At 59.6% G+C, this 19,568-nt stretch carries 18 protein-coding genes; 10 read left to right on the plus strand and 8 right to left on the minus strand.

From position 1 onward, the window contains the following. Positions 1-53: 53 nt before the first annotated feature. From J2Y91_RS20585 to J2Y91_RS20620, 8 genes are all read right to left on the minus strand, one after another. On the minus strand, positions 54-1,568 hold the full coding sequence (locus J2Y91_RS20585) for an FGGY family carbohydrate kinase (RefSeq protein WP_133623471.1): 1,515 nt from the start codon (positions 1,566-1,568) through the stop codon (positions 54-56). Then, positions 1,561-2,628: an ABC transporter permease gene (locus J2Y91_RS20590; protein ID WP_062820952.1), complete on the minus strand. Its 1,068-nt coding sequence runs from the start codon at positions 2,626-2,628 to the stop codon at positions 1,561-1,563. The genes J2Y91_RS20585 and J2Y91_RS20590 overlap by 8 nt, the downstream gene beginning before the upstream one ends. Positions 2,629-2,648: 20 nt before the next feature. Next, entirely contained in the window at positions 2,649-4,199 is a 1,551-nt protein-coding gene (locus tag J2Y91_RS20595) for a sugar ABC transporter ATP-binding protein (protein WP_133625057.1), read from the minus strand. An 11-nt stretch (positions 4,200-4,210) separates the two neighbouring features. Beyond that, on the minus strand, positions 4,211-4,822 hold the full coding sequence (locus J2Y91_RS20600; RefSeq protein ID WP_048918588.1) for a DUF2291 family protein: 612 nt from the start codon (positions 4,820-4,822) through the stop codon (positions 4,211-4,213). Between the two features lie 56 nt (positions 4,823-4,878). Continuing rightward, a complete protein-coding gene (locus tag J2Y91_RS20605; RefSeq protein WP_133623470.1) occupies positions 4,879-5,814 on the minus strand; it encodes a D-ribose ABC transporter substrate-binding protein in 936 nt (311 codons plus the stop codon). A gap of 82 nt (positions 5,815-5,896) precedes the next feature. Next, on the minus strand, positions 5,897-6,694 hold the full coding sequence (locus J2Y91_RS20610) for a GolD/DthD family dehydrogenase (protein WP_133623469.1): 798 nt from the start codon (positions 6,692-6,694) through the stop codon (positions 5,897-5,899). Between the two features lie 15 nt (positions 6,695-6,709). Further along, a complete protein-coding gene (locus tag J2Y91_RS20615; RefSeq protein WP_133623468.1) occupies positions 6,710-7,627 on the minus strand; it encodes a transketolase family protein in 918 nt (305 codons plus the stop codon). A 2-nt stretch (positions 7,628-7,629) separates the two neighbouring features. Beyond that, the gene (locus J2Y91_RS20620; protein WP_048918595.1) at positions 7,630-8,433 is read right to left on the minus strand and encodes a transketolase; all 804 of its coding nucleotides are present in this window, start codon (positions 8,431-8,433) and stop codon (positions 7,630-7,632) included. Between the two features lie 378 nt (positions 8,434-8,811). Here J2Y91_RS20620 and J2Y91_RS20625 point away from each other — a divergent pair, with 378 nt between their 5' ends. From J2Y91_RS20625 to J2Y91_RS20670, 10 genes are all read left to right on the plus strand, one after another. Continuing rightward, positions 8,812-9,606: a DeoR/GlpR family DNA-binding transcription regulator gene (locus tag J2Y91_RS20625; protein WP_133623467.1), complete on the plus strand. Its 795-nt coding sequence runs from the start codon at positions 8,812-8,814 to the stop codon at positions 9,604-9,606. A gap of 15 nt (positions 9,607-9,621) precedes the next feature. Beyond that, entirely contained in the window at positions 9,622-9,891 is a 270-nt protein-coding gene (locus J2Y91_RS20630; protein ID WP_166643175.1) for a hypothetical protein, read from the plus strand. A 386-nt stretch (positions 9,892-10,277) separates the two neighbouring features. Further along, positions 10,278-10,898 (plus strand): SH3 domain-containing protein, encoded by a 621-nt coding sequence (locus J2Y91_RS20635; protein WP_413449752.1) that lies wholly within the window; start codon positions 10,278-10,280, stop codon positions 10,896-10,898. A gap of 112 nt (positions 10,899-11,010) precedes the next feature. Then, complete coding sequence (icmH, locus tag J2Y91_RS20640; RefSeq protein WP_133623466.1) at positions 11,011-12,234, plus strand: type IVB secretion system protein IcmH/DotU; 1,224 nt, start codon at positions 11,011-11,013, stop codon at positions 12,232-12,234. 1 nt (position 12,235) lies between these two features. Continuing rightward, positions 12,236-14,344, plus strand: coding sequence for a type VI secretion system membrane subunit TssM (tssM, locus tag J2Y91_RS20645; protein WP_253539283.1), 2,109 nt, complete (start codon positions 12,236-12,238; stop codon positions 14,342-14,344). Between the two features lie 10 nt (positions 14,345-14,354). After that, on the plus strand, positions 14,355-15,053 hold the full coding sequence (gene tagF / locus J2Y91_RS20650) for a type VI secretion system-associated protein TagF (protein ID WP_133623464.1): 699 nt from the start codon (positions 14,355-14,357) through the stop codon (positions 15,051-15,053). Between the two features lie 38 nt (positions 15,054-15,091). Then, positions 15,092-16,267 carry a type VI secretion system-associated FHA domain protein TagH gene (gene tagH / locus J2Y91_RS20655; RefSeq protein WP_133623463.1) on the plus strand — a complete coding sequence of 392 codons (1,176 nt, stop codon included), beginning with the start codon at positions 15,092-15,094 and terminating at the stop codon, positions 16,265-16,267. Then, the gene (locus J2Y91_RS20660; RefSeq protein WP_133623462.1) at positions 16,264-17,040 is read left to right on the plus strand and encodes a PP2C family protein-serine/threonine phosphatase; all 777 of its coding nucleotides are present in this window, start codon (positions 16,264-16,266) and stop codon (positions 17,038-17,040) included. Before tagH ends, J2Y91_RS20660 begins: the two co-directional genes overlap by 4 nt. A gap of 14 nt (positions 17,041-17,054) precedes the next feature. Next, the gene (locus J2Y91_RS20665; RefSeq protein ID WP_048916246.1) at positions 17,055-18,005 is read left to right on the plus strand and encodes a hypothetical protein; all 951 of its coding nucleotides are present in this window, start codon (positions 17,055-17,057) and stop codon (positions 18,003-18,005) included. A gap of 34 nt (positions 18,006-18,039) precedes the next feature. Further along, positions 18,040-19,464 carry a serine/threonine protein kinase gene (locus tag J2Y91_RS20670; protein WP_048916247.1) on the plus strand — a complete coding sequence of 475 codons (1,425 nt, stop codon included), beginning with the start codon at positions 18,040-18,042 and terminating at the stop codon, positions 19,462-19,464. The last annotated feature ends 104 nt before the right edge of the window (positions 19,465-19,568 follow it).

A 19,568-nucleotide genomic window follows, 5' to 3' on the forward strand; every position in this document is an offset into this window, starting at 1 on the left:
ATTCGTCGCGGCCAGGCGGGTCGGGCATGCCCGACCCCTACGGGTATTGGCAATTAATTCCGGTTATTGCCCGGCTGCCACAGCGTGCGTTTCACCGCATCCTGCCAGCCCAGCCAGCTCTGCTGGCAGCGCTGATGCCGTTCGGCGTCGGGCTGCCACAGGTCATGCTGCGGCATCATTTCGCGCAGCTGACTGTCGTTGAGCTGACCGAGCGTGCGCCGTGCCAGCAGCCCGGCACCCAGCGCCGACAGCTCGGGCGTGCTGCTGCGCGCCACCGGGCAGCCCAGCAGGTCGGCCTGAAACTGCATCAGCCACGGGTTTTGCGTCGGCCCGCCGTCAACCATCAGTCGCTCCAGGCGGAAACCCGGGTGCTGACGCATCGCCGCAATCACATCGGCAATCTGATAGGCGATCGCCTCCAGCGCGGCGCGGATCAGGTGCGCTGGCGTCACGCCACGGCTTAAACCGCAGATCATGCCGCGCGCCTGGTCATCCCACCACGGCGCACCGGTACCGGTCAGCGCCGGGACGAAATAGACGCCCAGCGTGGAATCGATGCTGGCCGGCAGTTCGTGCAGCGCCCGCGCCAGCACCTGCCCCTTACCGTCGGTTAACCCGGTGGCCTGTGCCATCCACGCCACGCCGTCGCCGGTATGCGGAATATTGCCCTCAAGGCCGTAAACCAGGCGCTCGCCGTCGTGCCACGCCACCGTGGTCGCCAGGCTGGTGATGCTGGTGTCCGGGGTGTTGAGCGGCGCCATCACCGAGGATCCGGTGCCGTAAGTGGCTTTTACCCCGCCCGGGTCGCCCAGGCCGTGACCGTAAAGCGCGGCATGAGAATCGCCCACCATCGCCATAATCGGCAGGCCATCGGCAATCCCTTCCAGCCCGTGCGTGACGCCAAACAGGCTGCCGGACGGGCAGATCTCCGGCAGCGCCGCCGCCGGAATGCCAAACAGGGCCAGCATCGCCCCATCCCAATGGCCGCTGTGCAGATTCAGCAGCTGGGTGCGCGCCGCATTGGAGGTATCACAGCGGAACTGCCGGCCGCCGCTGAGGTTCCACAGCAGCCAGGCATCAATAGTGCCGAGGCACAGCTCGCCATTCGCCGCACGGGCATGGCCATCGCTGACGTTATCCAGCAGCCAGCGCATCTTTGAGGCGGAGAACAGCGGCGCCACCGGCAGCCCGGTGACGGAGCGGATCAGCACTTCCTGGCGATCGTGACGCAGCTGTTCGCAAAATGCCGCCGAACGCGAGCACTGCCAGGTCAGCGCCGGGCCAATCGGTTTACCGCTGTGGCGCTCCCAGCCGATGGCGGTTTCGCGCTGGTTGCTGATCGCCAGCGCCGCCACGTTCTCCTGGCCTACCGTACTCAGCACTTCGCGCAGCACCGTCAGCGAGGCATTAAGCAGCGTGAGGCCGTCCTGCTCCACCCAGCCCGGCTGCGGCGTCGCCACCGTCAGCGGGCGCGAGGCTTTCGCCACCACCTGGCCGCGGGCATCAATCGCCACCGCTTTGACATTGCTGGTGCCTTCGTCCAGCGCAATAATCAACGCTCTAGCCATGGCTAACCTCAGAGAGCGGCGCGGCCGCCTGCTTTTTTTCATGGCGACGCATCAGCACCACTTTGCTTTGCAGCTTCTGCTGGAACTGGTCGATGACCACGGCGGTCACGATAACCAGCCCTTTAATCACCATCTGCCAGAAGTCGCTCACGCCCATCATCACCATGCCATCGGCGAGGAAGACGATAACGAACGCGCCGATGATTGAACCGGAAACCCGCCCGCGCCCGCCCGCCAGCGCCGTTCCACCCAGCACCGTGGCACCGATAGCATCCATCTCAAACATGTTGCCGGTCATCGGGTGCGCGGTTTGCAGCTGCGACGCCACCACCAGCCCGACCAGCGCGGCGCACAGCCCGGAAAAGGCATAGACAAACACTTTGACTTTCACGATCGGCACACCCGCCAGGCGCGCCGCCGATTCGTTACCACCGGCCGCATAGATGTAGCGGCCGAGCGGGGTTTTACGCGTGATATACAGACCGAGCAGCAGGAAACCGACCATCAGCCAGATCGGGAAGTAGACCCCAAGGAAGCTGCCGGACCCGAGCAGCGAGAAGCCGGTGTTGCCGAGCTGCGGCACGCCGACCAGGTTCGCGTAGGTGCTGCCGTCGTTGAACAGCAGGGCTGCACCGCGCGCCACATACATCATGCCGAGGGTACAGATAAACGGCGCCACGCCGAGACGGGTGATCACCGCGCCGTTAATAAAGCCCAGCAGGATGCCAAAAATGGCCACCGCAAGGATCACTTCCGGCACGTTGAGGAACAGCACCTGCCCGCCCCAGATCGGCACGCCGTTGGTCAGCAGCGCACCGGCCACCATGCCGCAGATCCCCGCCACCGCGCCGACCGACAGGTCAATCCCGCCGGTGAGGATCACCAGCGTCATGCCAATCGCCAGCAGCCCGGTGATCGCCACGTGCTGGGTCATGATCAGCAGGTTAGACGTAGTGAGAAAGTTCGGCACCATCACGCTGAAAAAGCCGACGACAATCAGCAACGCAATAAAGGTTCTGGCCTTCAGCAGGTACATATAGAGCAAATATTTCTGATTCATTTTGTCTTCCTCAAGCCAGCTTATTCATGCGGTGTCGACGCAGTAATTAACCCTTCGCGCGTAGCGTCAGCACGCAGCAGGTCGGCAGCAATACGGCCATCGGCCATCACCAGAATGCGGTCGGCCAGCGCCATCACTTCATCCAGTTCGGACGAGGAGAACATCACCGCCAGCCCTTGATGCGCCATTTTGCCAATCAGTTGATAGACGTCAGTTTTGGCGCCGACATCGATACCGCGCGTTGGCTCATCCAGCAGCACCACCTGCGGGCCGGTCATCAGCGCCTTACCCAGCACCACTTTCTGCTGATTGCCACCGCTCAGCGAGGTGATCGGCAGGTCGGTATCGCTGACTTTGATCGCCAGGCGCTGCACCATATCGTCCACTTTTTCGCTCTCCTGCTGCGGGCGCAGCAGGCCCAACGCCCGGCGAAAACCGCGCAGGCTGAGGTCGCTCAGCGTCATATTGGTTTTGATCGACATCATGCCGATCATCCCCTCACCTTTGCGATCCTCCGGCACCAGCGCAATGCCTTTTTTCAGGCGGTACTGGAAGTCGCGCTTGTCGAGGCACTCGCCGTTGAGGTTGATACTGCCGTGCTCGCAGCCCATCAGGCCAATCAGCCCTTTAAACAGCTCGGTGCGCCCGGCGCCCAGCAGGCCGTAAATGCCCACCACTTCACCCTTGCGCAAATTAAAGGAGACTTCGTTCAGCTTGTAGCCGCCGTCCTGGCGCAGCGCGGTCAGCCCGTCCACCTCCAGTACCACCTCACCCTGCTGCGCCGCCGAGTAATCAAACTGTTTTTTCTTATCGCCGACCATCTGGGCGATAATCCACGGCACGCTGGCGTCGCGCACTTCACGCTCGCTTATAAAGCGGCCGTCGCGAAAAATAGTGATGTGATCGCCAATCTCCATCAGCTCTTCCAGGCGGTGAGAGATGTAGATAATGGTGACGCCGCGCCGCTTGAGAGCGGCAATCACGTTGAACAGCACTTTCACTTCTGACTGGCTGAGCGCCGAGGTCGGCTCGTCCATAATCAGTACCCGGGTGTCTTTCGACAGCGCACGCGCAATCTCCACCAGCTGCTGGTGCCCGATGCCCAGTTCTCCGAGCGGCGCGTAAGGATCGACATCCAGCTCCAGCCGTTCCAGCAGGGCTTTCGCCAGCTGGTACTGATATTTTTCGTTAATCCGGCCACGCTGGAAAAATTCATTACCGATAAAGATGTTGTCCATCACGTTCATATTCGGGAACAGATTCAGTTCCTGAAAAATAATGCTGATACCGTGCTTTTCGGCCTGCTGCGTCGAGTGCAGCGAGACGGCTTCACCGTCGAGGAAAATCTGGCCGGAGGAGGGTACTTCCACCCCGGCAAGCATTTTCATCATCGTTGACTTGCCCGCGCCGTTCTCGCCGATCAGCACGTTGACCTTGTTGCGATAGACGCGATAGTTGACCTGGTCCAGCGCGGTAACGCCGGGATAGATGCGCGAGACGTTGCGCGTTTCAATAATCACTTCTGACTGCTGTTCCGCGTGCGGCAGCACGTCAATCTGATGTTCAGCCATCATGACCTCCTCTACTGACGAACCACGCGGGCCGGTGTCACGTCCGGTGGGGTCTGTGGCACATCCCAGCTGCTGAAGACGCCGTCCACTTCCACCTTATCGCCCACTTTCGGCTGCAGTTTTTTCACCTCTTCAGAGGCGAGGTTATTGATGGCGCGACCGTAATCGCCAAACAGCACCTGATCGTTGAAGTCCTGATAGCTGGAGCCTTTATAGACATCGCGCAGTGCGGTGCCGCGAATAATCGGGCCAATCTGCACCACCACATCCTGACCGCTCAGGTCTTTCACCGTCATTTTTCCGCTGCGCGAGGTGGTATTCACTTTACTGACGGTGCCCTGCACTTTTACCGTAAAGATGCACGGGTTCTCATCCTGGCTGCGGTAACCCAGGGTTTTACACGCCGTGTCAAAATCTTTCGCCGCCGCCAGCGAGCTCATCAGCTCACCAAGAGGTTTCGCTTCACTCAGTACCTGCGGCACAATTTTTTGCTGATAAGTCGCGGTGACGTTGGCCATTGCCGGGTTGGGCGGATTTTTTAAATCGGCCAACTCCTGCTGCGACACAATACGACAGCCCCCGAGGGCTAAAGCGGCCATTGCCAGCCAGACTCGCCTGGACATAACTCTTCTCCTTTGCGCCCCCGCAGGGGCGCAGCAACTTCGATGAAAACGTTAACTCAGGATTTGAAATTAAAGTCCTGCACTTTGTTCGCGTTGTCCTTGTTGATCAGGATGCCGCGGAACATCACGCGCTGTTTCTCGGGTTTGGTGCCTTTCTGCAGGAAATTATCGATGTCGGTCACGCCCTGGGCCGCAATGGCCTGAGCCTGCAGCATCACGGTGGCCTGCAGCGTACCGGCTTTGACGGCTTCGCGTTCGTCGTTGCTGCCGTCGATGCCGACAACAATTACGTCGCTACGGCCAGCGGCTTTCAGCGCGGCAATCGCCCCCAGCGCCACCGGACCGTTACCGCAAATCACCCCTTTCACATCCGGGTGCGCCTGCAGAATACTGTCCATGATGCGCTTGCCGTCGATCAGGGTGCCTTTGGCATCCTGTTTCGCCACGCTCTTCAGATCAGGGTACTGATCCAGCACTTCATGGAACGATTTGGAACGGGTCACGCAGTTGTTGTCGGCGAGGTTACAGGTCAGCTCGGCATATTTGCCCTTCTCTCCCATTTTCTCCACGAATACGTTGGCAACGTCAGAACCCGCCTGGAAGTTGTTGTGGGTGATCTGCTCCAGCGCCACGTTGTCGACCGGGATTTCACGGTTAATCAGCACCACCGGAATACCGGCGTCCTTGGCTTTCTGGATAGCGGCTACGCTGGCCGTCGAGTCGGCGTTGTCGAGGATAATGCCCTGCACTTTTTTACCGATAGCGGCATCAATCAGCTCGCTTTGCTTCTTCACATCTTCCCCGTGCGACAGCACCGAGGTTTTGTACCCCAGCTCCTGAGCTTTCAGGTTGGCACCCTTGGCTTCCGAGGCGTAATACGGGTTATCCAGTGAGTTAACGAGGATCATGATAGTGCCTTTCTCAGCGGCAGAAGCCGCGTGGGAGAAGGCGCAGGCAGTTGCAAGGGCAAGCAGAGTTAAACGCATTTTCATATTGATGTTCTCTTATAATGTTATGTGTAGGTACAGCATCTTTACTCACGTTCTCTGGTCTGGGCGAAGCACTGACTAAGTGTTACCAAATTGTAAAACCGCCATCGATCATCAGATCGGCGCCGGTGATCATGTCGCTACCGTTGCTGGCAAAGAACAGCACGGCAGCGGCGATTTCATCCGTGTAGGCAAAGCGTCCCATTGGAATCAGTTTCTTCATCGCTTCCCCTTTTTCGCCGCGCCAGGCTTTTTCGCCCATCGGCGTCAGCACCACGGTTGGCGACAGGGTATTCACGTTGATTTTGTGAGGCGCGAACTCTTTCGCCATCACTTTAGTCATGCCGAGCAGACCGGCTTTTGCCGAGGTGTAGGCCACATGGTTATCAATAGCGATCGACGCCGCCTGTGAAGCAATATTGATAATCTTGCCGCCGTTACCGGCCTTAACCATGCGTTTTGCCACCGCCTGCGAGCAGAGGAACGGCCCGGTCAGGTTAACCGCCACCTGCTTCTGCCACTCGTCGAAGTCCGTTTCCAGCACCGGTTGCAGCATCACGTAACCTGCGCAGTTCACCAGAATATCGATCTTGCCGTAGTGGGCTTCCACTTGCGCAATCGCCTGTTCTACCGAATGCGGGTCGGTGACGTCGCACTGCACAAACTGCACGCGGTCCGATGCGAACTGCCCGGCGATATCGGCGACTTTACTCTGCTCAAAGGCCGGATAAAGCAGCGCCAGGCTGGCGCCCTTCTCCAGCAGCATCTGATTACTGGCCATCGCGATGCCGCCCAGACCGCCGGTCACCACCGCCACTTTACCGGTCAGATCGCCTTTGGTGTCCACGCCGTAGCGCAGGTTCACGTCATATTCGTTGCTCATTTTCCTGCTTCTCCCTTATGCGGCGGCGACAAGTTGTTCTAAGGTGGCGCGCAGCCCGTCGGCATCAATGCGGAACTGGCGGCGCAGCGCAGCGCGGCTGCTGCTGTGGGTAAATTCATACGGCGGAATACCCAGCGGGATAAAGCGCTGACGCAGGCCGTGTTGGTGCAGCAGTTCGCCGATAATGCTGCTCAGGCCGCCGCTCAGCACGTGCTCTTCCATAGTGATCACCTGCGAATGCGCAGCAATCAGCTTAACCACGGCATGCGTATCCAGTGGCCACAGTGACGGCAGGGAAACGATGGTGATGCTGTCATCTTTTGCCGCCAGCGCTTCATGTGCCAGCGTGCCCATGCAAAACACCACGGTCTCTTTGCCCTGCTGGAGCACTTCCGGCTTACCGGGAACAAACTGGTAACTTTCATCGTGCAGCAGCGGCACTTTGTCGCTGTCCATGCGGATATAAACCGGGCCCTTATGGCTGATGGCATGGCGCGCAATCGCGCTGGCCTGAATCGCATCGGCCGGGGCAAAAATTTGCAGATTACCCATCGAGCGGGCGATGGCGATATCGTTAGTACAGTGGTGCGTCGCGCCCAGCGGGCCATAGGCGAAACCGGCATTCAGGCCGAGCATTTTGACGTTGGTTTCGGAGTAGCAAACGTCATTTTTCAGCTGCTCGTTAGAGCGGGCAAACAGGAAAGGTGCCGCGTTGGCGGTAAATACCGTGCGGCCACTCAACGCCACACCGGCGGCCATGCCGACCATGTTCTGCTCGGCAATGCCGACGTTGATCACCCGGTCCGGAAACGCTTTTTCGAACGGGGCGATTTTGGACGTTGAGGTGGAGTCAGCCACCATCACGCTGAGATCGGCGCCGCGGTTCTGCTCTTCCACCAGCGTATTAATAACTGCATCGCGTAAGTCTTGCATGATTACTCCTCCAGCTCGGCTAACCCTAGGGCCAGCTGCTCATCGTTCGGGACGGCGTGATGCCAGGCGGGGACGTTGGCCATAAAGGAGATGCCGTGCCCTTTCTCAGTGTTGGCCAAAATAACGCGCGGTTTGCCGATGCCCGGCTGATTGACCGCGGCGGCAATCGCCTGGGGATCGTGGCCATCGCACTCCAGCACTTCAAAGCCAAACGCCAGCCATTTGTCCGCCAGCGGCTCCAGCGGCATGATCTCTTCGGTCTTACCCGCCAGCTGCAGGCGGTTGCGGTCAACGATGGCAATCAGGTTTTCCAGCTTGAACTTGCTGGCTGACATTGCCGCTTCCCAGTTTGATCCTTCCGCCAGTTCGCCATCGCCCAGCAGCACGAAGGCGCGGCGATGGGCACGGCCAGAAAGTTTGTTACCCAGCGCCAGGCCTACGCCAATAGACAGGCCGTGGCCCAGGCCGCCGGAGTTAATTTCCACCAGTTCAGGCAGCTTCTGGTGAATAGGGTGGCCGGCCAGCAGCGTGTCGTCGCCCATAAACTGGTCGAGGATCGCCGGGTCCAGCAGGCCCATCGCCGCAGCGCTGCAGTACAAGCCGCCCGCACCGTGCCCCTTGGAGAGGATGAAGCGGTCCTGATCTGGACGGGCGCTGCTACGGTCCATCACCGCCATAAACAGCGTACAGATGATGTCCACCTCAGAGAGATCGGCACCGGTGTGACCTTTACCTGCCCGATGATTCATTTGCAGTACATAGCGCCGGGCCTGACGCGCAGTCTGTTTGATTGCCTGAAAGTCCATCATTACCTCTTCATCAATGGCGCCGCGCTGAATAGCATGCTGATACGACAGTCAACTGCGGCAAACTCGTTTTCGAATAAAAATATACGCTATCGTTTGTAATCATATTGTGGGGTAGATCATAATTCAAACAAAAGCCGCGCAAATTATTAACCCGTTGTATTTGTTAAGGTTAGATTGCTGATATGGGTGTTACTGCTAAACAATATGGATAAAAAGTGAAGTAAATCAATTGCATGACCTTGATTGGACTTTCATTCGAAAATAGATAGTGGTTTTCGCTCTGCTCGCAATTGGCGCATCCGGGGGTTACTATTTGACGCAGAGTCGGGCTGGCACGCATAAAAGGCCAGTAATCAGGCAAATGGAGTGTTTCACTTGAAAAGCAAAAATGAACAATTGGCTGATATGCAGCAACGACGAGAGAAAATCCTCGAAATGATCCGTGAGGACGGTACGGTCACGGTGAAAATGCTGACGGAGACCTTCGGCTTGACCGAAGCGACAATCCGCACAGACCTGCGCATGTTGCAGAAAGAGGGATATGTGCAGCGTTATCACGGCGGTGCCACGCTGATGACCGGTAAGCAGAATACCGGCGCGCTGCTGCTGGAGCGCCAGACGCATCTGGATGCCAAAGATGCCATTGGCCGCCTGGCGGCGCAGCATATCGAAAACGGCGATACGGTGATTTTCGATTCCGGCACCACCACCACCGCCATTGCCAATCATATGAACCATATTCGGCGGCTGTCGGTGGTGACCACGGCGGTGAATATTGCGCTGAAGCTGGGCGGCGAGCCGGGCATCAATATCCTGCTGACCGGCGGCACGTTTAAATTCCCCACGCTCTCCACCTCTGGCGATAAAGCCGCCAGCTTTTTTGAGAACGTGCTGGCCGAGAAGCTGTTTCTTGCCACTGCCTGTATTTCACCGCGCCTCGGTTTAAGCTTCCCCAGCGAGACCGATATCAAGGTGAAAACGGCGATGATCAACTGCGCCAGTACCATCTATGTGGTAGCCGACTCGAGTAAAATCGACAAGGTGTCGATGTTTGCCCTGCCGTGTGAGTGGAGCAAGATCCACTACCTGATCACCGACAGCGGCATTACTCCGGAGGCGGTGCAGGCTTTCGAAGCGCTGGGCGTCAAGGTGCTGGTGGCAACAGCATAAAAAAAGGCGTCCGCCATGCTGAGTCAGCTGCTGGCCGGACGCCTTAATCCAAAGCACTCGCTTCACGTTGCGCGAAACAAATGCGTAAGGGTTTACCACTTCCCACTTCTGACGTTGCAACTGCTGTGCCAGTTCCCCGACAGGATACTTTTCTGGCGCTTTTCAGCCACTAAACAGTTTAAAGCCGGGGCGATCCTGCCCTTTTTGCCCCTCACTGAGGCACAAGTGCACGTTTTTTGTGCAGCCTGTTATCCACGGCAGCAGATCTTTCTGGCATTTTGCTGAAAATTTTAAGCCAGCGCGCCAGTTGATTGCGCTGGAAAATAATTAGTACTTTTAACTCTTTGAAGCTTAAGAGTTTAGCAACGCGCTTGCCAGACCAGCACCTGCACTCTCAAGGGGTGATAAATCCGTTATTGCCATTAATCAAATTGCCGTTTTGTCACCTTTCAGGCAAACTCTGTCACGCTTAAAGTTCGCAGTAACATGTTCACCGCGCCCCCGCAATGGTTTCCATTCCCAAAAGCGTCAGGTAGACTGATTGCAGATTTATCTTTATGTAAACCCGAGCAATTTTTTACCTGACGCTGACCGGACTTTTTTAGCCCGTCCAACGCGATTAGGGTGGCTCAGCGCCGCAGCTTTGCGCCTGAAAAGAACCAGATATTTTGATGATATTCACGAGGACCAATGTGAAAATTAGCATCGCGTTTACCCTGTTAGCCGTGCTCACCTTAGCGGGATGCAAAACACCTCCGCCGCCTGTTGGCGATGATACGATTGTCACCAGTGAAGTTGACGGCGTGAAGCTCAGCCACCGTCATGCGGTGCTGCCGCCGAAATCATTTACCCCGGTGAACGCTGAGTATCGCGCGCTTTATAATGCTTCCGTGATGACCAGCCCGGATTACAGCGGCAAAGTGGTGCGTTATCTGGAAAACGGGAAGCCATTTATCGTACTCGGCGAGGTGGAAAACCGCTGGCTGGCGATTGCCGATGTGCCAGAGAAAGCCGAAGCAAAGGCGGAAGCTGAGGCCGAAGCGCAACCTGATGCCGTGGCCGATGCCAAAGCCCCTGCCGCACCAGCTGCAGCTGCCGCTGAAGAAACACTGCCGCAGCTGATTGGCTACGTGCCGCTAAAAGCCGGGGTTAAGAGTGAGCTGTATGACGCCACTCTGCGCAGCGATCGTCCGCGCCCGCGCAGCAAAAATAATAAAAAAGTCTGCGTTGACGTGGGCGGACAGAGTAAAGCCTGTCGCAATAATGATACGGCGACCTGGATCCTGGAATAGTCGCCCGGCGCGCTACAGCCTGCTGCCAGGGAGGGCAGCAACAGTCCCATCCACCCTCTGGTGAAGCCCCTTTTTTTGCCAGCTGGCACACAGCCGAGACTAACAAATTCTGATGACGTTGGAACTTCCCGCTGACCCAGCCACTCCGGTCAGCACAGACAATCCCCTGATTACAGCAGCGTCACCGCTGCTGAATGCCATCGTGCAAATCCGCCTGGCGGCCACGCATGACGACCCCGCCGGTCTGCGCCATCAGCTGATCGACGAAATGCGCCAGTTCGAGAGCCGCTGCAAGCAGGCAGCCATGCCGTTCGAGATGATCATCGGCGCCCGCTACTGCCTGTGTGCGGTGCTGGATGAAGCCGCGGCGCAAACGCCCTGGGGCAGCCGTGGCGTCTGGTCCGGCAGCGGCCTGCTGGTCACTTTCCATAATGAGAGCTGGGGCGGCGAGAAAGTTTTCCAGCTGCTGGCGCGGATTTCGCAAAACCCGGCGCAGCATCTCTGGCTGCTTGAATTGATCCACTACTGCTTACTGCTGGGATACGAGGGGCGCTATCGCGGCATGGATAATGGTCGCCTGCAGCGTGATGCCGTTCGCACCCGGCTGGCGCAGCTGATCGCCGACGTGCGCGGCACCGCCCCGCTGCCACCGCTGCAGGTGGCTGAGGGCGCGCAGCACAATGCGCTGTGGCGCCCGCCGGTGCCGCTGTGGGCCTGCACCACCATTGCGGCGTTTATCGCCTGCCTGATCTTCTCCGGTCTTAACTGGCGGCTGGGTAACGCCGCCGAGCCGCTGCTGCGCGCTATCTGGCAGGTACCGCTGCCAAAAGTGGTGGCCGGTCAGCGCGGTGCCGCTCCGCAGGCGCTGATTGACCTGCGCCAGCGCCTGAGCGATCTGATTGCCGATCGCCAGCTCGACGTCACCGACAGCGCCAACGGCAGCAAAGTGATTATCGCCGCCGATCGCCTGTTTAGCTCGCCTGCTACCGTCCTGTCGCCGGAAGGCCGGGCGCTGGTGGCCCGCGTCGCCACGGCGATGGAGTCAGGTAAAGGCACGATTGTCGTCAGCGTGTTCACCGACGATCGGCATATTCGCTCCAGCCGCTTCCCCTCAAACTACGAATACTCTACCGCCCAGGCTCGCGCCATCAGCACCATGATGGCGCAGATGATCGCCCAGCAGGGGATCAGCATACGTGCTCAGGGGCGCGGGGACAGCGGTGCGCTGCTGCCTAACGACAGCCCGGAAAATCGGGCGCAGAACCGCCGTGTCGAAATCACCCTGTTTGCTGCTCCGGATAGCGATGACAGCAGCCCAACTACGGGGAAAAACTAAGTTGAAAACCTTTTTCTCATGGCTTTCCAGCCGCCTGCTATGGGGCCTGCTGGGGATTACCGCGCTTTCTGCCCTGATCTGGATGGTCGGCCCGCTGCTGACCTTTACCCGCTTCCAGGCGCTGGAAAGCCCGCTGAATCGCCAGCTGCTGATTGGCCTGTGCTATTTCCTTTGGGTGCTGTTCCAGCTGATCCCACAGCTCTACCGCGCCTGGTTCAACAGCAAGCTGCTGACCCGCCTGCAGCTCAGCAACAGCGACCATGCGGAGCTGCAGGCCACGGGCGAAATGCTTGATAACCGCTTTAGCGAAGCCGCGCTGCTGCTGAAGAAAACCCAGTTCGGCAAGCGCGATAAAGGGTTCCAGCGCTTCAGCGCCCAGTACCTTTATCAGCTCCCGTGGTATCTGATTGTCGGCGCACCCGGTGCCGGTAAGACCACCGCGCTGATCAACTCCGGGCTGGAGTTTCCCCTCAGCGACGCGCTGGGTAAAACCGCGCTGCGCGGCGTGGGCGGCACGCGCCACTGCGACTGGTGGTTTACCGACCGCGCCGTGCTGCTGGACACCGCCGGGCGCTACACCCTGCAGGAGAGCCAGCGCGTGCGCGATGCCAGCGAGTGGCAGACCTTTATCACCCTGCTGAAGCGCTACCGGCCGCGCCAGCCGATCAACGGCGTAATCATGACCATCAGCGTCGCCGACCTGTTGAGCGACTCGGCAGAGGTGCGTCACGCCCAGGCCAGCGCCCTGCGCAAGCGTATGGCGGAGCTGCATCAGCAAACCGGGATCCACTTCCCGGTGTATATCATGGTGACCAAAACCGACCTGCTGAAAGGCTTTATGAGCTACTTTGCGCGGCTGGAGAAGAGCCAGCGCGATCGCATCTGGGGCTTTACCTTCCCGTGGGAGGCCAGCCGCCAGAGCGAGCACCGCCTGAATGCGCTTTTCGAACAGCAGTTCAGCCAGCTCAATGCGCGGCTGATGAGCGACCTGAGCGGCAAAATGGCGCAGGAAGGTGACCTGACGCTGCGCGCCGAATGCTTCCAGTTCCCGCAGGAGTTTCGCGCCCTGCGCCCGCTGCTGGCCGAATATCTCGATATCGTCTTTACCCCGGACAATGACGAGGTTCCCTGGTCGGCGCGCGGACTGTTCTTTACCAGCGGAACCCAGGAAGGCTTGCCGTTCGACCGCGTGATGGGCGAACTGTCGCGCAAGCTGCAGCTGCCGCAGGCTCAGGGCCAGTCGATTGCCAGCTGGGACAGCGTCAACCGCAGCGCGCCGATCCCGGCCAACAAGGGTCAGAGCTTCTTTATCCGCGGGCTGCTTAGCGATGTGGTATTTAAAGAGAGCCGCCTGGCCGGCAGCGACCGCCGCTGGGAGCACCGCAACCGCCTGCTGCACTGGACCGGCTACAGCACGCTGGCGGTTGCGCTGCTGGCCGCTTCGGCGCTCTGGCTGACCAGCTACTATAAGAACCAGCACTATTTGCAGGAAGTCGCCACCCGCCTGCCTGCCGTCAACCAAGCGGCCACGCGGCTGACGCAGGATAATCACGGGGATATGCTGGATCTGCTACCCTTCTTAAACAGCCTGGTCTCCCTGCCGCAGAGTCAGGCGTTCGCGCTGGATAAGCCGCCGCTCACCCTGCGCGGTGGGCTGTATCGCGGCGACCAGATTAGCGATGCCGCATGGGGACTGTATCAGGGCGCGCTGAAGTCGCTGCTGTTACCGCGTGTCGCCCAGACGATTACCCAGACGCTGCGCAGCGACAACGGCGAAGATGCCGAGTTCAGCCGTAATGCCCTGCGCGCTTATCAAATGCTCTACCAGCCGCGCAGCTATGACGGTAAGTTTTTACGCGGCTGGGTGATGCAGAATTTACAGCGCAGCCTGCCGCCCAGCGTCACCACGCGCCAGCTGCAGCAGCTGGACTGGCACCTCAGCCAGCTGCTTGACCGCCAGATCCTCAGTTCTCCTTATCTGCGCGACAATGCGCTGATGATGAAGAAGCTGTCGCTTAATCTGGAGAATGCCGGGCATCAGGGTGATGCTGACGAGCCGCTGGCGGTGCTGAAGCCCGTTAGCGGCCAAACTGCCGCATTGCACAAATAAGGTCATCACTATGGCAGCCAATAATGACCTGGGATGGTATGGCAAATTGCCGACTGCTGGCGATTTTTTGCAGCACCGGATGCCGGAAGCAGTGATTAACAGCTGGTCCAACTGGTTTCAGCTCGGGCTGATCCACTGGCATCACCATCACGATGGTGCCAGCGATCTGTTCAGCCAGGCGCCGGTATGGAATTTTGCCCTGCCCGCCACGCTTGGGGTGCAGCGGGTGCAGCTGGGCTGCCTGATGCCGTCACGCGACCGCGTCGGGCGCGCCTGGCCGCTGCTGGTGTTGCAAAGCGTGCCGATGAAGTACTGGCACCCGGCACAGCTGGCGATCTCCGGTGACTGGTTTCAGGAAGTGGGCTCCACCATGGTTCAGGCGGTGCAGCAGCGGCATACTGCAGAGTGGCTGGAGCAGGCGCTGTGCGGCATTGCTCCGCTGTCGCTGCCTGACACCGGGCGCTCCGATATTATGGACGTGATTGGTTATCAGGATCTGCCCTGCACGCTGGACTGGCGCGAGGTGGCAACGCGCTTTGATCCGTTACAGTACACCAGCTACTGGTGGACCAATCAGAGCGACGGCTACCCTCTGGCCAGCCATAAACACAGCGGCAATCTGACCGCACAGCTCTTTTCACAACTCTTTCATCCGGCTGCCGCTGCGCAGCCGGGCCGTCATGGGCTCTATCCACCGATGTTTGAATAGAGTCATTTGGCCCTGGGGCCTCAGTGCAGGAAACGCGCATGCGATTGACCATTTTGCAGAATCAGGCTGAGGCTCCGGTAGCCACCTGTGATTTTGTGCCACCTGGCGGCACCATTGGCCGCAGCGTCGATAATGACCTGGTGTTGCCCGACCCCGATCGGGCGATTTCCCGCCTGCAGGCACTGGTCCATGTTGCCGCCAACGGCGACTGTCGCCTGACCAATCAGGGCAGCGTGATCGCCGTGATCCACAACGGCAGCGAACTGACGCGCGGCAGCCAGGTGATGCTCGACCACGGCGATACGCTGTCGATTGGCTCATACCAGATTGGCGTCAGCGACCCGCTGCGCGCCGCTCAGCCGGACGCTACGCCGGCGTTTGATGACCCGCTGTCGCTGTTTGAGGATGATGGCGCGGGCAATGACCAACTGCTGGCGATGCAGCCGCTGGCCAGCAGCCCGCTGCCGGTGCAGGACGGACTGAGTGCCGAAGAGCAGGAGCTGCGCGCGCAGCGTCAGGCCGTGGGTCGCCTCGGCATTGACCCGGTGGCACACGACGCTCCGCCGGTGGAGTCAGGCGCAGCCGCGCAGGGCAACCGTGAGCAGCGCCTGATGGCCGCGCTGCTGGAGGGGATGGGGCTGGATACCACGCTGGATAAAACCCCGCTGACGGAAGATCAGATGCGCACCACCGGACGGATGCTGAGCCTGTTTTCCCAGGGCACGGTGGCGCTGCTCTCCTCCCGCTCGATCCTCAAACGCGGGGTGAAGGCGGAGATGACCATGATCCTCAACGAGGCCAATAACCCGTTTAAGATCCTGCCGTCCGGTAAAACCGTGCTGATGCAGATTTACCAGAGCCAGATGCCCGGCTTTATGCAGCCGGAACAGGCGGTGCGCGATGCGCTGGTCGACCTGCAGGCCCACCAGCTGGGGATGATTGCCGGGATCCGCGCCATCATCGCCGCCATGCTGCAGTCGTTTAATCCGCAGCGGCTGGAGGAGCACGCCAGGCGCGACGGCGTGATGCCGCGTTTCGCCCTCAGCAGCGCAAAGAAGGCCCAGCTGTGGGACTACTTCATGCGCCACTATCAAAACACCTCGGGCGAAATTGAGGATGATTTCCACACCCTGTTTGGAGAAGCGTTCCTGCAGGCCTACGACATGGAAGTGAATCAGTACAAAGACTCACAAACCCGACCGGAAGACGTATGAATATCAATTTTTCCAGCACCTCGCAGATCGGCGCGCGCGTGAGCAATCAGGACACCACGGGAGCCCTGTTAGGCGACCACCATGCCTGTTTTATGGTCTGTGATGGCGTGGCGGGCAACACGGGCGGCGAGCTGGCGGCCCGCATCGCGCGCGACACGCTGCTGGCTCAGCTGGACGGCGACACGCCGCTTCAGCCACAAAATACCGCCACCCTGGTCGAAAATACCGAGCAGGCGATACGCGCGGCGCAGCGGAATAATCTGAATTACAGCCAGATGAGCACCACGCTGGCGGCGCTGTTTATCGACCGCGATGCGCTGCAGGCCTGGTGGGTACACGCCGGTGACAGCCGGGTTTATCACTTCCGCCGGGGTCTGATCCATGCCGTTACCCGTGACCATAGTCTGGCCCAGCAGCTGCAGGATGCTGGCTATGAAAATACCGGAATTAACAGTAATTTACTTTATAATGCGCTCGGCGCAGATGTCTCACATCCCCACGGCTACAGCGAAGTGCTGCCGCTGGAAGATGGGGATGCATTTTTGGTCTGCACCGACGGTTTCTGGAGCAACCTCACGCCGGGTGAAATGGAGCAGGCGCTGCGCATGGTGAATTCACCGCAGGAGTGGCTGGCGCTGATGCAGAAAGCCATCGATCGCAGCGCAAAAACCGATAACCTGAGCGCCGTCGCCGTCTGGGTTGGCTCGCCGCAGGAAACCACATTACTCTTTTCGATGGCGGATTCGGCTCGTTTTCTCCCGCCACGCGATTAATACCAAGGAATGCTATGAAATTTTGGTTGCCAGCTGCTGTGACACTGTTGTTAGCCGCCAATGTCCAGGCGGCAGATTATCGGGTGGTCTACTCCCCCAGCCTCGCGCTGGAAGTCTTTATCGATAATGTTGCCAGCAACACGCCTGCGGCCTGGTGTCAGGAGACGCTCAACCTGCGTATCGTCTCAGGCAAGAGCACCGAATCCGGCGTGCTGACCAGCTTCCTGCCCCGCGTGGGCAACCTGCTGCAGAACCAGTGCGGTAAGCTGCTGGAGCTGCCGTGGCAGATGACCAATAACGACGGTACGGTGCTGGCCGCCGGCACCGCGGCCAAAGAACAGGGCTGGCGCCCGATTGTCACCGCCGACTCGACCGCCACCGCCACCGCCAGCAATGCCGCACCGCTCGACCTGTCACAGCCGGCAAATGGCGAGCCGTTGCAGCATTTTGATCTGCCCGGCGGCTGCCATTTTCGCACCTGGTGGGATGATAACGGCCAGTCGCTGTTTATCCCGGATGAGAAAAGTATGACCTGCTCCACCGAAGGCTGGCTGGAGGGCCACAGCACCCTGACGCTGGCACGCGACGGTAAGAGTGAGGCGCTGCAGGTTAATTTCTACCAGGGATACCCGCTGCTGCATCTGCACCCAAAACCAGACGCTTTAGATGTCGTGGCGGTCAATAACCAGCGCCTGGTGGTGACGCGTGCCGATGCCGCCGATAGCTGGCTGGTGCTGCCTTTCAATAACCCCCTGCACGCCTGGTCGTTTGACGGTGCGCTGCTGGTGAAAATGGACAGAGCGCAGGCCGGTGACAGCGCCGCGCTGAAAGCACGGGTGGATGCCGTGCGTAAAACCTGGTCCGACGTGATCGACACCGGGGTGAAAGTCAATGTGCTGTTGGTGGATGACCTGCACGCCGACCTGGCCGACCCGGCGATTGGCGCCTGGCGTACCGTTAATTAACCTTAAGCCCAATATGCGCCAGGAGAGCTCGACGATGTCGGCAAACGAACAGCAAAAAAACGTGCCCAATGCCCTTCCGGCTGGCTACCGGTTTAACGAGTTTGAAATTAAGGAAGTGATTGGCGGTGGGGGTTTTGGCATTGTCTATCGCGCCTGGGATCACCTGCTGGAGCGCACCATTGCCATCAAAGAGTATATGCCGATCTCACTGGCCAGCCGCAGCGACCAGCTGGCCATTACCCTGCGCGGTGAACGCTACCAGAAGCTGTTCAGCGCCGGGCTGAACAGCTTTATTCAGGAAGCTCGACTGCTGGCCCGCTTTAACCACCCTGGGCTGCTGCACGTGCTGCGCTTCTGGGAGGAGAACGGGACGGCCTATATGGGGACGCTGTTCTACAGCGGCATGACGCTGAAGGAGTGGCAGCAGACCAGCCCGCAGACGGTTAACGAAGCGTGGATCCGCCAGCTGTTACCGCCGCTGTTTGGCGCAATCAACACCATTCATCGCGCTGGCTACCTGCACCGCGATATCTCACTGGATAATATCCAGATCCAGGAGAACCAGCTGCCGGTGCTGCTGGACTTCGGATCGGCGCGTAAAGAGATTGGTAATCTTTCCGATGAAACCGAAATTATGCTCAAACCCGGCTATGCGCCGATTGAGCAGTACAGCGAAGAGGGCGACAGCGACCAGGGGCCGTGGACGGATATCTACGCGCTGGGCGCGGTACTGCATACCCTGGTGACCGGCAGCCCGCCGCCGGTGAGCGTGGTGCGCTGTATTGAAGATCATTACCAGCCGCTGAGCACGCTGTTACCGGAAGGTTTCTCACTGCCGCTGCTGCATGCCATTGACCGTGCGCTGGCGATGGACCCACGGCAGCGCCCGCAGTCGATTGATGAACTCGCTGCGCTGATCGACCTGCCGGTGAGTGAAGTGGCGGAGCTGGTCAACAACGTCGCCCAGCCGCTGGAAGAGCAGGAACCGCTGCCGGAGCCTGAACCGGTGGTGCTGGCGGTGAACCCCACTGCCGGAGCGGCGGTGCCGGTGATGACGCCACGCGTGGCAAAGCGGCTGTCGCGCCCGCTGATGCTGCTGAGTTTACTGGCCGTGGTGGCCGTGGCGGCGCTGGTCTGGGGCCTCAACGCTAACGATAGCACCCCGCAAAAGCAGCCGGCAGCGGCAGCCAGCAGCAGCCAGCCGCCCGTCAGCACGCCAGCCAACAACGCAGCGGCCAGCGCACCGGCGATGGCAACGGTGTATCTCAAGCTCAACGCCGGGGAGTCGCTACTGCTGAATGGTAATGTGATGGAAGTGAAGCCGAATAACAGCGGCTATGCCTCGCTCAACCTCGCCGCCGGGGATTATCATCTGGAAGTGCGCAGCGCCAGCAGCGTGCACAGCCAGCGGCTGAAGATTGACCGCGCGGGAACCTGGCTGATTAATCCCGGCCAGTAATGTCGTTTGCCGGGCGGACCGAAAAAGAGGGTCCGCCCCTACGCGATCACTCCGGCCTTTGTCGGGGTCGACCCGACATCCAGCCTTTGTAGGGGTCGACCGCG

The organism is Erwinia aphidicola (assembly GCF_024169515.1).
In the GTDB taxonomy this organism is placed as follows: Bacteria; Pseudomonadota; Gammaproteobacteria; order Enterobacterales; family Enterobacteriaceae; genus Erwinia; species Erwinia aphidicola.

Excerpts from the sequence above, each read along its gene's own strand:
- tagF (WP_133623464.1), top strand. The coding sequence starts at position 14,355 with ATGGCAGCCAATAATGACCTGGGATGGTATGGCAAATTGCCGACTGCT.
- J2Y91_RS20590 (WP_062820952.1), bottom strand. The coding sequence starts at position 2,628 with ATGAATCAGAAATATTTGCTCTATATGTACCTGCTGAAGGCCAGAACC.
- J2Y91_RS20585 (WP_133623471.1), bottom strand. The coding sequence starts at position 1,568 with ATGGCTAGAGCGTTGATTATTGCGCTGGACGAAGGCACCAGCAATGTC.
- J2Y91_RS20635 (WP_413449752.1), top strand. The coding sequence starts at position 10,278 with ATGATATTCACGAGGACCAATGTGAAAATTAGCATCGCGTTTACCCTG.
- J2Y91_RS20620 (WP_048918595.1), bottom strand. The coding sequence starts at position 8,433 with ATGGACTTTCAGGCAATCAAACAGACTGCGCGTCAGGCCCGGCGCTAT.
- tagH (WP_133623463.1), top strand. The coding sequence starts at position 15,092 with ATGCGATTGACCATTTTGCAGAATCAGGCTGAGGCTCCGGTAGCCACC.
- icmH (WP_133623466.1), top strand. The coding sequence starts at position 11,011 with ATGACGTTGGAACTTCCCGCTGACCCAGCCACTCCGGTCAGCACAGAC.
- J2Y91_RS20600 (WP_048918588.1), bottom strand. The coding sequence starts at position 4,822 with ATGTCCAGGCGAGTCTGGCTGGCAATGGCCGCTTTAGCCCTCGGGGGC.
- J2Y91_RS20670 (WP_048916247.1), top strand. The coding sequence starts at position 18,040 with ATGTCGGCAAACGAACAGCAAAAAAACGTGCCCAATGCCCTTCCGGCT.
- J2Y91_RS20660 (WP_133623462.1), top strand. The coding sequence starts at position 16,264 with ATGAATATCAATTTTTCCAGCACCTCGCAGATCGGCGCGCGCGTGAGC.
- J2Y91_RS20630 (WP_166643175.1), top strand. The coding sequence starts at position 9,622 with ATGCTGAGTCAGCTGCTGGCCGGACGCCTTAATCCAAAGCACTCGCTT.
- J2Y91_RS20610 (WP_133623469.1), bottom strand. The coding sequence starts at position 6,694 with ATGAGCAACGAATATGACGTGAACCTGCGCTACGGCGTGGACACCAAA.
- J2Y91_RS20615 (WP_133623468.1), bottom strand. The coding sequence starts at position 7,627 with ATGCAAGACTTACGCGATGCAGTTATTAATACGCTGGTGGAAGAGCAG.
- J2Y91_RS20665 (WP_048916246.1), top strand. The coding sequence starts at position 17,055 with ATGAAATTTTGGTTGCCAGCTGCTGTGACACTGTTGTTAGCCGCCAAT.
- J2Y91_RS20595 (WP_133625057.1), bottom strand. The coding sequence starts at position 4,199 with ATGGCTGAACATCAGATTGACGTGCTGCCGCACGCGGAACAGCAGTCA.
- J2Y91_RS20605 (WP_133623470.1), bottom strand. The coding sequence starts at position 5,814 with ATGAAAATGCGTTTAACTCTGCTTGCCCTTGCAACTGCCTGCGCCTTC.